Annotated in this window: 11 protein-coding genes; 6 read left to right on the top strand and 5 right to left on the bottom strand. The window is 69.8% G+C overall.

Annotation, left to right across the window (positions count from 1 at the left end; translation table 11 throughout):
• Nucleotides 1-444 precede the first annotated feature (444 nt).
• From HXX10_RS07180 to HXX10_RS07165, 4 genes are all read left to right on the top strand, one after another.
• Nucleotides 445-2,295: an extracellular solute-binding protein gene (locus tag HXX10_RS07180; RefSeq protein ID WP_296521120.1), complete on the top strand. Its 1,851-nt coding sequence runs from the start codon at nt 445-447 to the stop codon at nt 2,293-2,295.
• A 69-nt stretch (nt 2,296-2,364) separates the two neighbouring features.
• Complete coding sequence (locus tag HXX10_RS07175; RefSeq protein ID WP_296521118.1) at nt 2,365-3,933, top strand: AMP-binding protein; 1,569 nt, start codon at nt 2,365-2,367, stop codon at nt 3,931-3,933.
• Nucleotides 3,934-3,952: 19 nt separating this feature from the next.
• Nucleotides 3,953-4,690, top strand: coding sequence for an MBL fold metallo-hydrolase (locus tag HXX10_RS07170; RefSeq protein ID WP_296521117.1), 738 nt, complete (start codon nt 3,953-3,955; stop codon nt 4,688-4,690).
• A gap of 149 nt (nt 4,691-4,839) precedes the next feature.
• Complete coding sequence (locus tag HXX10_RS07165; protein WP_296521115.1) at nt 4,840-6,108, top strand: GGDEF domain-containing protein; 1,269 nt, start codon at nt 4,840-4,842, stop codon at nt 6,106-6,108.
• Nucleotides 6,109-6,130: 22 nt separating this feature from the next.
• Here HXX10_RS07165 and HXX10_RS07160 read toward each other — a convergent pair whose 3' ends face one another.
• Nucleotides 6,131-6,313 (bottom strand): hypothetical protein, encoded by a 183-nt coding sequence (locus tag HXX10_RS07160; protein ID WP_296521113.1) that lies wholly within the window; start codon nt 6,311-6,313, stop codon nt 6,131-6,133.
• 171 nt (nt 6,314-6,484) lie between these two features.
• Here HXX10_RS07160 and HXX10_RS07155 point away from each other — a divergent pair, with 171 nt between their 5' ends.
• A complete protein-coding gene (locus tag HXX10_RS07155; RefSeq protein WP_296521111.1) occupies nt 6,485-7,216 on the top strand; it encodes a DsbA family oxidoreductase in 732 nt (243 codons plus the stop codon).
• Nucleotides 7,217-7,283: 67 nt separating this feature from the next.
• Here HXX10_RS07155 and HXX10_RS07150 read toward each other — a convergent pair whose 3' ends face one another.
• The 4 genes from HXX10_RS07150 to HXX10_RS07135 form a co-directional block, all read right to left on the bottom strand.
• Nucleotides 7,284-7,751, bottom strand: coding sequence for a YbaK/EbsC family protein (locus tag HXX10_RS07150; RefSeq protein WP_296521109.1), 468 nt, complete (start codon nt 7,749-7,751; stop codon nt 7,284-7,286).
• A 143-nt stretch (nt 7,752-7,894) separates the two neighbouring features.
• A complete protein-coding gene (mfd, locus tag HXX10_RS07145; protein WP_296521108.1) occupies nt 7,895-11,425 on the bottom strand; it encodes a transcription-repair coupling factor in 3,531 nt (1,176 codons plus the stop codon).
• 169 nt (nt 11,426-11,594) lie between these two features.
• Nucleotides 11,595-11,885: a succinate dehydrogenase assembly factor 2 gene (locus HXX10_RS07140; RefSeq protein WP_296521105.1), complete on the bottom strand. Its 291-nt coding sequence runs from the start codon at nt 11,883-11,885 to the stop codon at nt 11,595-11,597.
• 135 nt (nt 11,886-12,020) lie between these two features.
• A complete protein-coding gene (locus HXX10_RS07135) occupies nt 12,021-12,575 on the bottom strand; it encodes a DUF2087 domain-containing protein (RefSeq protein WP_296521103.1) in 555 nt (184 codons plus the stop codon).
• A gap of 589 nt (nt 12,576-13,164) precedes the next feature.
• Here HXX10_RS07135 and HXX10_RS07130 point away from each other — a divergent pair.
• Nucleotides 13,165-13,596, top strand: a complete 432-nt coding sequence (locus tag HXX10_RS07130; protein ID WP_296521101.1) for a phasin family protein — start codon at nt 13,165-13,167, stop codon at nt 13,594-13,596.
• Nucleotides 13,597-13,598: the final 2 nt, after the last annotated feature.

Genomic DNA, 13,598 nt, shown 5'->3' with positions numbered 1-13,598 from the left:
GGCCGGCTGCGCGGGCTGGGCCGGGCGGGCCGGGGCCGGCTGGGCCGGACGAGAGGGCTGCGCGGGCTGGGCCGGCTGCGCCGGAGCCTGGGCATACGCCCCCCCGACCGCAATCGCGGAGATCGACACGAACGCCGCCGTTGCCTTCCAAAACGATCTCCGCACCGGACGCGCCGGTGCGAGTGGGCTCAGACGGGTCATCGAAATCCTCTTCAGTTGCCGTGTCGCAGCTCTGGCCGTGTCGGAATGTACCGGCGGGCGACGCGCGTCCCCTGGCGAGGCTGTAACACCGTCTAAATGCGGCAGTAAAGTGACCGGGAGCGCGCCGCGGCCGCGCCGTCGGCCCGCATCATAGCGGCGCCCAGGTCTGTCGGTAAGGCGCTTCGCGCGGGCCTTCGCAGCGCGTGTGCTAGCGTCCGCACCCCGGCAATGAATGGATCGACCGTGCTGCGCCCTGCCCTCGTCCGCCGACTCACCCTCGCAGTCCTGCTCGCCGCCGTCGTCCTGCTGGCGGCCGCAGCCGCCACGGCCGAGGCCGCCCCCGTCGGTGCCGGTCCCGCGCCGGCTGGGGCCGCCCACGCCATCGCCATGCACGGCGCCCCGGCGCTGCCGAAGGACTTCCGGGCCTTCCGCTATGCCGACCCGGACGCGCCCAAGGGTGGCCGGCTGACGCAAGCCGTGCTCGGCAGCTTCGACAGCCTCAACCCGTTCATCGTGCGGGGCGTGCCCGTCCAGGCGATCCGCGGCCACGTGATCGAGAGCCTGCTGGTCCGTGGCTACGACGAGCCCTTCACGCTGTACGGCCTGCTGGCGAGCGGCGTCGAGACCGACGCGGCGCGCAGCTTCGTCACCTTCACGATCGACGAGGCCGCCGCCTTTTCGGACGGCGCCCCGGTGACGGCCGAGGACGTGCTGTTCTCCTGGCAGCTCCTGCGCGACAAGGGCCGGCCGAACTACCGCACCTACTACGCCAAGGTGGCAAAGGCCGAGGCGATCGGGCCCCGCACGGTGCGGTTCGATCTGGCCGGAGCCGCCGACCGCGAGCTGCCGCTGATCCTCGGCCTGATGCCGATCCTGCCGCGCCATGCGGTCGACGCCGAGCAGTTCGAGGAGACGTCGCTCAAGCCGCCGCTCGGCAGCGGACCCTACGTGGTCGCCGCCGTCGACGCCGGCAAGAGCGTGACGCTCGAGCGCAGCCCGCGCTGGTGGGGGCGCGAGCGCGCCGTCAATCGCGGCCTGTGGAACTTCGACACGGTCCGGTTCGACTTCTACCGCGACGACAACGCGTATTTCGAGGCGTTCCGCAAGGGCCTCTACGATATCCATGTGGAGACCGACCCGGGCCGCTGGGAGACCGCCTACGGCTTTCCGGCGGCGCGCGACGGCCGCGTCGTCAAGGAGGAGTTTTCGACCGGGCTGCCGCGGGGCATGTATGCCTTCGTGTTCAACACCCGCCGGACGGTTTTCGCCGACATCCGGGTGCGCGAGGCGATCGGCCGGCTGTTCGACTTCGAGTGGATCAACCACAACCTGTTCTTCGACCGCTACCGGCGGACCGGCAGCTATTTCGAGGGCAGCGAGCTGTCCCATCGCGGCCGCCCGGCCGATGCCACCGAGAAGGCCCTGCTCGCCCCCTTCCCTGACGCCGTGCGCCCCGGCGTGATGGCCGGCAACGACCCGCCACCCACGACCGATGGCTCCGGCCGCGACCGCGCCGGCCTGAAAGCCGCGCTCGATCTTTTCGGCGAGGCAGGCTGGGCGCTCGACGGCCAGGTTCTTCGCCACAAGGGGGATGGAAAGCCGTTCACGTTCGAGATCCTGGTCACCACCAAGGACCAGGAGCGCCTGGCGCTCGGCTTCGTGCGAACCCTGAAGCGGGCCGGCATCGAGCCGTCGATCCGCATGGTCGACGCCGTCCAGTTCGAGCAGCGCCGCATCCAGTTCGACTTCGACATGATGCCGAACCGCTGGGACCAGTCGCTGTCGCCCGGCAACGAGCAGGCGTTCTACTGGGGCGCGGCGGCGGCCGACCAGCAAGGGAGCCGCAACTACATGGGGGTGCGCTCGCCGGCGGTCGACGCCATGATCGCCGCCATGCTGGAGGCGACCTCCCGCGAAACCTTCGTCGCGACCGTGCGGGCGCTCGACCGGGTGCTGGTCTCGGGCCACTACGTCGTGCCGCTTTATCACCTGCCGACCCAGTGGGTGGCGCGGTGGGATGGCGTGCGCCATCCGGCCGCGACCTCGCTGTACGGCTGGCTGCCCGAAACATGGTGGCGTGCGCCGGCCCCGTAGGTACTCTCGCGTCGAGACGATTCGGGACCGGGATTCGCAGGCCCCGGTCGTCGCCCGAAGGACGCGGCCATGATCCTCGGCGACTCCTCGCCCGACGAGCTCTTGCTGGCCCAGCATGCCGGCCGGGTGACGCTGGACGACCTGATTTCCCGTGCGCTCGCCCGCGCGCCGGACGCGCTGGCGCTGGTCGACGGCGGCCACCGCGACAGCGCGCTCGGCGGCGCGCCGTTGCGGCTCACCTGGGCCGAGGTCGACCGCATCGTCTCCGCCATCGCCCGGCAGTTCCGCAGCCTCGGCCTGTCGACCGACAGTGTGGTGGCGCTGCAGCTCCCCAACACGGCGGAGAGCGTGCTGGCGCTGCTCGGCGTGCTGCGCGCCGGAATGATCGCCGCGCCGGTGCCGCTGCTGTGGCGGCGCGCCGAGCTCGCCGCCGCATTGGCCCGCGTCAGCGCCAAGGCCATCGTCGCGGGCGGCCGGATCGGCGGCACCGACCTCGCCGAGGTCGCCATGACGGCGGCGGCCGACGCCTTCACGGTGCGCGCCGTCTGCGCTTTCGGGCGCGACCTGCCGGATGGTGTGGTGCCGCTCGATCCGCTCCTCACGGCCCCGGCGGGGGGCCCCTTCCAGGCTGCCGAGCGCGCCATAAACCCGGCCGCCCATGTCGCGATCGTCACCTTCGACACCGACCTGGGCGGACCGCTGCCGGTCGGGCGTAGCCATGTCGAGCTTCTGGCCGCCGGCCTTTCCATCGCGCTCGAATGCCGGATGGAGCACGGCACCACCGTGGTCTCGACCCTGCAGCCCTCCTCGCTCGCGGCGCTGTCGACCGGCATCGTGCCGTGGCTGCTGCTCGGCGGCACGCTGGCCCTGCATGTGCCGTTCGACGCCGTCGAGCTCGGCCGCCAGCTCGGCGAGCTCGACGGCCGCGTCCTCGCCGTGCCCGGCCCGCTGGCGACCCGGCTGCAGGAGGCCGGCGTGCTCGGCCAGGCTGGCGGCCTGCAGAGCGTGATCGCCGTGTGGCGGGCGCCCGAGCGGCTTGCGGCGAGCGCCGACTGGCCGGCCGGTGCCTGCGGCCTGATCGATCTGCAGGTGTTCGGCGAGACCGGACTGATCGCCGCCTGCCGCGCCGCCGACGGCCGCCCCGCCGCGATCGCGCTGGGCGCCGTGACGGCGCCCCGCACCGCGCCAGGCGCCACGCTGGTCGCCGAGATCGCCCGCACCGATCAGGGCACGCTGACGATCCGCGGCTCGATGGTGCCGCGCTTCGCTTTTCCGCCCGGCGCCGAGCGCGGCAGCGGGCCGTTCCTCCAGGTCGAGCCCGATCTCTATGTCGACACCCGCCAGCCTTGCCGGGTCGAGAAGGAGACCCACACCGTCACCGTGACGGCGCCGCCCTACGGCTTCGTCGGCATCGGCGGCTACCGGGTGGCGCTCGCCGAGATCGAGCGGGTGACCGAGGAGATCGCGCCCGGCACCACGCTGCTGGCGCTGCCCGACATCCTGATGGGCCAGCGGCTGTTCGGCCATGCGAGCCACGGCGAGACGATCCGCGAGGCGCTGACGGCCCGCGGCGTCAGCCCGCTGATCGTCGCGGCGTTCCGCGACCGCCGTCCGGCGGCCGAGTCGGCGGCGGCGTAAGACATCCGGAGGCCCCGTCATGGAGATCGTCTTCGTCGGCTGCGGCGACGCCTTCGGCTCGGGTGGCCGCGGCCACACCTGCTTTCAGGTGACGGCAAGCGGAACGCGGTTCCTGATCGACTGCGGCGCCTCGGGGCTCGCCGGCCTCAAGCGCGAGGGCATCGACCGCAACGCCATCGACCTCCTGCTGATCACCCATCTGCACGCCGACCACGCCGGCGGCATACCGTTCTTCATCCTCGACGCGCAGTTCCTCGCCAAGCGGACGCGGCCCCTCACCATCGCGGGTCCGCCCGGCCTGTCCGCGTGGTACCCGCGCGCCATGGAGCTCGCCTTTCCGGGCTCGTCGGCGACGCGGCAGAAATTCGAGCTGTCGCTGGTCGAGCTCGCCGCCGACGCGCCGTGTACCGTCGCCGGCGTGACGGTCCGGCCGACCCTGGTGCAGCACGGCGCGCCGGTCGCCCCGGCCTACGGCTATCGCATCACGCTCGACGGAAAGGTGCTGGCCTATACGGGCGACACCGAATGGACCGAAAGCCTGGTCGAGCTCGGGCGTGACGCCGATCTGATGATCGCCGAAGCGTACTGGTTCGAGAAGGTCGTGCCGTACCATCTGAGCTGGGGCACGCTGGCGCAGCACCTGCCACGCATCGCCCCGCGCCGGCTGATCCTGACCCACATGGGCGATGACATGCTGGCGCACTGCGCCGAGGTGCCGTGCGAGACGGCCCGCGACGGCCTGACCATCACGCTTTAGGAAGCGACCCGCGGATCCCCGACCACCGACATATGCAGACGCACGTCGCGTCGACGACTCGACTGCGTCCGGCCTGCGCCACGGCAACCGTTGACGCCCCGTTAACGGCGTTCGCCTAAGCTTCGCGGCAGAATGCCGAGGGAGTGCCGATGTCGTTGCAAGGTCCGATCGTGGTCATCGCCGAGGACATCGATCCGGTTCTCGTGCACGCCCTCGAATCCGCCGGCGCCAATCCGGTGATCGACGCGGTCTGGTCGAAGGCGGCCGGCGTGGTGTCGCGCACCGAGCCGGCCGGCATCGTGATGCCGCAGGCCGGCGACACGGTCTCTACAAAAACCTTCGAAAAGCTCGCCCACACGATCGCGGCCTTCACGGTGTTCACGCCGGTCCTCGCCGCGCCGCTCGACGGCCTGCGCGACGCCATGCCAAACGTGCTGCCGATCGCCGCCGACGCCTCGTGCGAGCGCATCGTCGCCCGGCTCGCCTCGGCCCAGCGCGTGCGCACCCTCCATGCGACGGTCGAGCGCCGCTCCGCCATGCTGGCCGAGAAGGATCCCGACGCGCCGGCGTGGCCGAGCCACGATCCCCTCGACGACGCCACCGTTCTGGTCGCCGGACGCGGGCGCACCTATCCGGGGCTCGGCACCGCGGTCGGCGAGCGGCTCGGCCTGATCGGCGCGCTCGGCATCGAGACGGCGGCTCGCCATCTCAATGCCCGTGACGTCGACGGCATCGTCGTCGGCGACGGCTTCGGGCCGCGCACGCTCGAAGCATTTCTGGTCGCGCTGGCCGAGGATCCGCGCTTCCGCGACCTCCCGGTGGCGATTCTGCCGGAGTTGCCCGCCACCTTCGACGCCGTGCGGCTGCCCAATCTCGAATGCCTGTCGGGCGAGCCCGCCGCCATCGTCACGGCTATCCTGCCGCTGGTGCGCATGCACGCCTTCGAGGCGCGGCTGCGCCGCCAGCTCGCCTCGCTCGACGCGCAGGGCCTGCTCGACGCCCATACGGGCCTGTTCACGGTGGCCGGCTTCCTGCGCGACCTCGCCCGCGCCGTGCAGGATGCGCAGGCGCACGGCCTCTCGCTCTCCATCGCCCGCTTCTCGTTCCCGTCCGGCCTCGATCAGCGCGCCAGCCTCGACGCCGCAAGGCTGGCCGGCCGGCTCGTCCGCAATGTCGACTTCGCCTGCCGGGCGAGCGACGGCTCGATCCTCGTGGTGTTCTCGGCGACGCCGCTCGACAAGGCCCATGCGGTGGCGCGGCGGATCGCCAGCGTGCTGCGCCATACGATGCTGGCGCCGGCCGACGACCCGACCGGTCGCATCGACGCCTCGGTCACGCTGGCGATGCTGAAATCCGCCGACACGGTCGAGACCCTGCTGGCCCGCGTCTCCGAACCGACCACGGTCGCGGCGGAGTGATCGACGGCGGCCCGGTCGCCCGTCACCGCACGGGGTGGCCGAGCCGGCGCATGTATGCCCCGAACAGCCGGTACCACAGCCAGCCGAACACCACCCCGCCGACCGGGAAGACGACGACGGCCACCGCGTTGACCGGCCAGCTCATCCACAGCATCCCGGCGGTCCAGAAGACCGCCATCACGATGGACAGGTTTCGCAGCGACATCGACGTTTTCTCCGTTTCACCCGGCGACCATGCGGGCCCGCGAACCGTCGGTCGGTGATCCGGCTCACACGGGCACGCCGCGGCGCCGAAGCCGGCGCGGCGAGGTCCATGCCCGACGGCGCTTCCGTGATTCCATCGCCGCCCTTATGATTTGGGCGAAGGAGCTTTCAAATGACCGACACCCCCGTCCTGACCGCCATGCCGATCGACGTCGTCTCCGACGTGGTCTGTCCGTGGTGCTTCATCGGCAAGCGGCGCCTGGAGCGCGCGCTCGAGGCGACGCCCGACATCCGAACGACGGTGCGCTGGCGCGCGTATTTTCTCAATCCATGGGTGCCGCGCGAGGGAATCAGCCGGCGTGAGTATCTGGAGAAGAAATTCGGCTCGGTGGAGCGCTACATGGCGAACGCGCCGCGCGTCGTCGCTGCGGCCGCCGCCGAGGGCCTCACCTATGCGATCGACAAGGTGGCGCGCCAGCCCAACACCATCGACTGCCACCGGCTGATCAAGTGGGCCGGCGACGCCGACCCCGCCAAGGCGGGGAGCGCCGGCCTCGCCGGCGCCATGAAGCAGCGCCTGATGGAGCTGTATTTCACCGAAGGCCAGGATCTCTCGCAGCACGCCGTGCTGGCCAAGGCGGCGTCCGACATAGGGCTCGACGCCGCGACCATCGCGGCACGCCTCGCAACGGACCAGGACGAGGCGGCCGTGACGACCGAGGCCGAGGCGGCGCAGCGCGCCGGCGTCGAGGGCGTGCCCTGCTTCGTGTTCGGCGGATCGCTGGCGGTTTCCGGCGCGCAGTCGCCCGAGTATCTGGCCGATGCGATCCGGCGCGCCGCCGAGACGTTCAACCGGAGGCTGGCGGTCGGGGAGATCACGGATCCCGAGGCGAGGCCGTATTGAGGTTTTCTGCTTCGTCGTTCCGGCGCGCGGGCGAATTCCCGCGAGGCCGGATTGACGGGCAAGAAGCTCACGCCTCCACGCTGCACACGTCCACCCATTCGGCGGCCGTGAGCGCGGCCATCCGGTCCGGCGTGATCCTCACGGCGCTGTGGGTCGAGCCGGCCGCCGGCAACACCTGGTCGAAATCCTTCAGCGACACGTCGCAATAGACCGCGAGCTGCGTCTTCAGGCCGAACGGCGACACGCCACCGACCGGATGGCCGGTGACGGACAAAACCTCGTCGGCACCCAGCATCTTCACCTTGCCGCCGAACGCCGCCTTGGCCTTCCTGTTGTCGAGCCGCGCGTCGCCGCGGGTGACGACCAGAAACACGCGCTCACCGACCCGCAGCGACAGCGTCTTGGCGATCTGACCCGGCTCGACTCCGTGGCCCTGCGCGGCGAGCGCGACCGTCGCAGTGCTCTCGGCAAGCTCGATCACGGCGAGATCGGGGGCCGTCTCGGCCAGGAAGGCGCGGACCGTTTCGATGCTCATTGACGATTCCAGTGATCAGTTCGTCGTCATTCCGGGCCGGCGCAACGCGCCGGACCCGGAATCCAGCGGCACTCTCGGTGTGCTCGGCTGGATTCCGGGTTCACGGGTCTTCGACCCGCGCCCCGGAATGACCAACCGGGACATCACGCCGCCTTCTTCTCGGCGATGGCGGCCAGATCCCGCAGGATGGCGGTCGAGCCCTTGAGGCGGTCGACCGGCTCTTCCCAGTCGTCGAAGAACACCACCTTCATGTCGGGGCGCACGCGCGCTCCGACGCCCTGCTTGCGGATGTAGAAGACGAGCCCGGCCGGATCCGCAAAGGTGTCGTCGCGGAACGAGATGACGGCGCCCTTCGGGCCGGCGTCGATCTTCGACACGTTGGCGCGGCGGCACAGCGCCTTCAGCAGCACGGTCCTCAGCAGATACTCGACCTCCTCCGGCATTTTTCCGAAGCGGTCGACCAGCTCGGCCGCGAATCCGTCGATCTCGCGCTCGTCGTCGAGATCGGCGAGACGGCGGTACAGCGCCAGCCGCACCGAGAGATCGGCGACGTAATCCTCCGGGATCAGCACCGGCATGCCGATGGTGATCTGGGGCGACCAGCGGTCGGCGACCGGCTCGGACACGCCGGCCTTCAGGCTCTCGACAGCCTCCTCCAGCATCTGCTGGTAGAGCTCGAAGCCGACCTCCTTGATGTGGCCGGACTGCTCGTCGCCCAGAAGATTGCCGGCGCCGCGGATGTCGAGATCGTGCGAGGCGAGCTGAAAGCCGGCGCCGAGCGTGTCGAGCGACTGCAACACTTTCAGCCGCCGCTCCGCCGTCGGCGTGATCTTCTTGGCGGCGGGAATCGTGAACAGCGCATAGGCGCGGGTTTTCGCGCGCCCGACCCGGCCGCGGAGCTGATAGAGCTGGGCGAGGCCGAACATGTCGGCGCGATGCACGATCAGCGTGTTGGCGGTCGGGATGTCGAGTCCGGACTCGACGATGGTGGTCGACAGCAGCACGTCGTACTTGCCGTCGTAGAAGGCCGACATCACGTCCTCGAGCACGGTGGCCGGCATCTGCCCGTGCGCCGTGATCACCCGCACCTCGGGCACGCTCTTCTCCAAAAACTCCTTCGCCTCGGCCAAATCCTCGATGCGAGGACAGACATAGAAGGCCTGTCCGCCACGGTAGCGCTCGCGCAGAAGCGCCTCGCGCACGATCAGCGGATCGAACGGCGTGACGAAGGTGCGCACCGCGAGGCGGTCGACCGGCGGCGTCGCGATCAGCGACAATTCGCGCACGCCGGTGAGGGCGAGCTGCAAGGTGCGAGGAATCGGCGTCGCAGTCAGGGTGAGGACATGCACCTCGGCCCGCAGCCTCTTGAGCTTCTCCTTGTGGGCGACGCCGAAATGCTGCTCCTCGTCGACGATGACGAGGCCGAGATCCCTGAACTTGATGGTCTTGCCGAGCAGCGCGTGAGTGCCGACCACGATGTCGACCTGGCCGTCGGCGAGGCCCTTTTTGGCCTCCGCCGTCTCCTTCGGCGTCGCGAGCCGCGAGAGCTGGGCGACGTTCACCGGAAATCCGCGGAACCGCGTCGAAAATGTGCGAAAATGCTGGCGCGCCAGCAGCGTCGTCGGCACCACCACGGCGACCTGCTTGCCGTTCATCACGGTGACGAGCGCGGCGCGCAGCGCCACCTCGGTCTTGCCGAAACCGACGTCGCCGCACACCAGCCGGTCCATCGGCCGGCCGGTCGAGAGATCGTCGAGCACGGCGTCGATGGCGTTCTTCTGGTCCTCGGTCTCGTCCCACGGGAAGCCGGCGCAGAACTCGTCGTAGACGCCCTGCCCGATCGCCAGCCGCGGCGCCTCGCGCAGCAGCCGCTCCGCCGCGATCCTGATCAGCTCGCCGGCGATCTCGCGGATGCGCTGCTTCATCCGGGCTTTGCGGGTCTGCCAGCCGGCGCCGCCGAGCCGATCGAGCTCGACCGCCGTGTCCTCCGAACCGTAGCGCGAGAGGAGCTCGATGTTCTCCACCGGCAGGTAGAGCTTGTCCTGGCCGGCGTAGTGGATCTCCAGGCAGTCGTGCGGCGCGCCGGCGGCTTCGATCGTCTTCAGCCCGATGAAGCGGCCGATGCCGTGGTCGACATGGACGACGAGGTCGCCGGCCGCGAGGCTGGTCACCTCGGCGATGAAATTCTCGGCCTTCTTGGAAGACCGACGTTGCCGGACGAGGCGGTCGCCCAAAATATCCTGCTCGCCGATGACGGCGAGGTCGTCGGTCTCGAAGCCGGCTTCGAGACCGAGCACGGCGAGCGCCACCTCGACGGCGGGCCGAGAACGCGCCTCCGGCCAGCTCGCGACATTGCGCAGATTGACCAGCTTGTGGTCGGTCAGCACGCTGCTGGTGCGATCGCGCGCGCCCTCGCTCCACAGCGCGATGACGACGCGCTTGCCGGCCGACTGCAGCTTGTCGACGTGGCTCTTCAGGGCTTCGAACACGTTGCCGGCGGAGGCGGCGCGCTCGGCCGCGAAATTGTGGCCGGCCCTTGTGCCGACATCGACCACGGCGCCGGCCCCTTTGCCTGCGCCCTCCGGGCTGGCGAACGGGGTCATGCGCACCAGCGCGCCGTCGGCGAGCTTTTCGCGCCACTCTGCTTCGGTCAGATAGAGCTTTTCGGGCGGCAGCGGCTTGTACGGGGGACCGCCGCCTTCCATCGCCACGGCTTGCTTGCGGGCGTCGAAATAGTCGGCGATCTGGGCGAGGCGCTCATGCGCGGCCTCCTCGGCCAGCGGCTCCAGCGCCACCGGCGTATCCGGCAGGTAGTCGAACAGCGTGTCGAGCCGGTCGTGGAACAGCGGCAGCCAGTGCTCCATGCCGGGATAGCGGCGGCCTTCGCTCACCGCCTCGTAGAGTTGGTCGTCCGAGGTGGTCGCGCCGAAAGCCGCGACATAGCCCTGGCGGAACTTTCGGATCGTCTCGGTGACGAGCTGGAACTCGGCGACCGGCACGAGATCGAGCGCGTGGAGCTGGTCCTGGGTGCGCTGGGTCTCGGGATCGAAGGTCCGGATCGATTCCAGCGTGTCGCCGAAGAAGTCGAGCCGCACCGGCTCGCCGAGGCCGGGCGGAAACAGATCGATGATGCCGCCCCGCACGGCGTATTCGCCCGCCTCGCGCACCGTGGCGGTGCGCAGATATCCGTTGAGCTCGAGCCAACGGGTGATGCCCTCCATGGCGAGGCGGTTGCCGGGCGCCGCCGAGAACGCCTGCCCGGCGACGGTCCGCTTCGCCGGCACGCGCTGGACCACGGCGTTGACCGTGGTGAGCAGCACGGTCGGGCGCTCGCTGCCCTTCAGGCGCGCGAGACGCGCCAGCGCGATCATCCGCTCGGCGACGATGCCGGGATGCGGCGAGACGCGGTCGTAGGGCTGGCAGTCCCAGGCCGGGAATTCGAGCTGCACCAGATCCGGCGCGAAGAACCGCAGCGTGCGGGCGAGCTGGGCCATGCGCGGCCCGTCGCGGCACACCACCAGGAGGCTGACGGCCGGTGCATTGGGCCGCGCCGCGACCGCGCGGGCGAGATCGCCTAAAACGAAACCCTCGGCGCCGTCGGCGACGCTCGCGAGCGTCAGCGGACGACCGGGGGCGACCAGCTCGGCCGGGGAACGCGCTTTCACCAGTGCCATGTGCTCACGTCGGCCTGCATGCGAACTCGAACGACTCTCCGGTGGTCATTCCGGGGCGCCGCGCAGCGGCGAACCCGGAATCCAGTCACACCCACGGAGCTCGCCGCTGGATTCCGGGTTCGCGCCTTCGGTGCGCCCCGGAATGACGGAAATCTTGTCACGGGCCGTTTCAGACGGCCGCGGCTCCGTGATTGAAATTCTTCAGGCGCCGGAACAGCGGCGTGTCGTACTCGGCCGGCACCGGCTTCGACCCGGTGATCCAGTTGTAGAGATCGAGATCCGCAGCCGAGCACCAGCCCTCGAACTCGGCGACCTCCTCCTCGGTGAGATCGCCGATCACCTCGTCCGCGAAGCGGCCCGTGATGAGATCGAGCTCCCGGGTGCCGCGCCGCCAGGCCCGGAACAAGAGCCGCCGCCGGCGCTCCGACAGGCCTTCGCTCGATCGTGTGGTTCCGGTCATGGCCTCTCCTCGGCGCGCGCCGCGCCCAAACGAAAAACGCCGAAAGCCCGGACAGGGCCGGGCGCGCGATTGATATAGCGGCTGGGCCGCCGATCGCCAATGCGCGGACCGGCAGCCCAGCCCCGTGACCGAGCCCTATCCGGCCCTCCGGGCCGCGAGATGCCGAATCAGCGCCCGCGCGTCGGCGGGCGGGGCCTGCTCGACGCGGCGGTACTCGCGACCGTCGGGTGTGCGGGTGACGAGCCCCAGATCGACCAGCTCGCGGCGCAACAACACGTGGTCGCCGAACAGGTGCCCGCCCTTCAGCACCTGGTTGACCTCCGGCTCGGACAGCACCACCCGGGCCGGCAGCCGCGACCACATCACCCACAGGCAGGGCAGCCGGTCGGAGTGCTTGCCGGGCCAGCGCGTCAGCCGCCCGTCGGCGTCGAAGTAGCGGGCGATGCGCTCGATCCGCAAAAAATCGACCGGCGGCTCGGGCGTGGCCGGCGGCGGGGGATTTTCCAGGCGGTCGCGGGCCTCGGCCTGGGCGCGGAAATGCTGGAAGTTGCGGCAGCCGGCGGCGCGCGCCAGCATGTTCAGCAGCTCGACATGGCCCGGGGCCTTTTCGGCGCGGGCAAGCTCGCCCTTCAGGGCGCGCGCCAGGGCGGACATGTCGTCCGCGACATAAGGAAAGATTTGACGGGACATCGACGGATCCTCGACGTGCCGGGCCCTCTACGGACCGTCGTGGTCGCCGGCTTCGACGTGGCACGGGACGAGGTTGTCGACCGTGGCGAAGTGACTTGGCAGGTTCAGCTCCCCTTGCGGGGCGGCGACGCCTGGGTGAACTGCCGACCGGGGTGCGGTATAGGGCAAGCCCCACGCCGGCGCAAGAATGCGCGATCGACCGGTCCTCTCCGACGAAGCCCCACGCTCCGCTCATTCAGCGCAAGCTGAAATCCGGTTCTTCCGGATTCCTGGATCCCGGCTTTCGCGGGGACGGGCGGAAACGACGACGCCTCGGTTTCGCAACCAGACGAAGGCAGGGGCAAGTCAGCGGGCGGCTTTTCCAAGCCGAACCGAGTGGAGGGGCAGACCATACGTAGAGACCAGAACGACCTATACGCGAAACGTCGCCTATGTTTGCATTTAAGTTGCGCTGTGAGCAATTCGGCACAGTTATTGTTTCCAGCCGGGCGCAAGATGGCAAACGGAATTCGTATAGCGTGTGCTGGGAGCGAAGGCGCCGAGGTGGGCGCGGCGTTCTCGTATTGAGCTTTACACAACGGAGACAGCGATGAGCGCCACGACGCCCTTCGAAATACCCGTGGATATGCGAAAAATGACAGAGCAGAGCCTGGAGCAGGCACGTACTGCAATTAACAACTATCTGCAGGTCTTGCACGGCGGCTCGCCCGGGATGACCGCGATCGGCGAAACCGAGCTGACGGACAAGATGCTCCGCTATGCCGAGCGCAACGTCGCAAGCGCATTCGATTTCGCGAAGAACTTGCTGGGCGCCAAGGACGTTCAGGATGTCGTGAAGATCCAGACCGAGTTCTTCCAGTTGCAGATGCAGGCGACGGCAGAGCAGGTCGGCAGCCTCAGCGAGTCCGCCATGAAGGCGGTGGCCAGCGCCTCGAAGTCGCGTTTCCTTCCGCCTCCCATTCCCTTTGGGTTCATCGGCCGCGCCACGAACGGAAGCGCAAAACCGGTGACTGACGGGTGAGT

Source organism: Rhodoplanes sp., assembly GCF_013377085.1.
In the GTDB taxonomy this organism is placed as follows: Bacteria; Pseudomonadota; Alphaproteobacteria; order Rhizobiales; family Xanthobacteraceae; genus Rhodoplanes.
This window is presented reverse-complemented; position numbering and strand designations above follow the sequence as displayed.

Excerpts from the sequence above, each read along its gene's own strand:
- HXX10_RS07175 (WP_296521118.1), top strand. The coding sequence starts at position 2,365 with ATGATCCTCGGCGACTCCTCGCCCGACGAGCTCTTGCTGGCCCAGCAT.
- HXX10_RS07170 (WP_296521117.1), top strand. The coding sequence starts at position 3,953 with ATGGAGATCGTCTTCGTCGGCTGCGGCGACGCCTTCGGCTCGGGTGGC.
- HXX10_RS07165 (WP_296521115.1), top strand. The coding sequence starts at position 4,840 with ATGTCGTTGCAAGGTCCGATCGTGGTCATCGCCGAGGACATCGATCCG.
- HXX10_RS07160 (WP_296521113.1), bottom strand. The coding sequence starts at position 6,313 with ATGTCGCTGCGAAACCTGTCCATCGTGATGGCGGTCTTCTGGACCGCC.
- HXX10_RS07155 (WP_296521111.1), top strand. The coding sequence starts at position 6,485 with ATGACCGACACCCCCGTCCTGACCGCCATGCCGATCGACGTCGTCTCC.
- HXX10_RS07150 (WP_296521109.1), bottom strand. The coding sequence starts at position 7,751 with ATGAGCATCGAAACGGTCCGCGCCTTCCTGGCCGAGACGGCCCCCGAT.
- mfd (WP_296521108.1), bottom strand. The coding sequence starts at position 11,425 with ATGGCACTGGTGAAAGCGCGTTCCCCGGCCGAGCTGGTCGCCCCCGGT.
- HXX10_RS07140 (WP_296521105.1), bottom strand. The coding sequence starts at position 11,885 with ATGACCGGAACCACACGATCGAGCGAAGGCCTGTCGGAGCGCCGGCGG.
- HXX10_RS07135 (WP_296521103.1), bottom strand. The coding sequence starts at position 12,575 with ATGTCCCGTCAAATCTTTCCTTATGTCGCGGACGACATGTCCGCCCTG.
- HXX10_RS07130 (WP_296521101.1), top strand. The coding sequence starts at position 13,165 with ATGAGCGCCACGACGCCCTTCGAAATACCCGTGGATATGCGAAAAATG.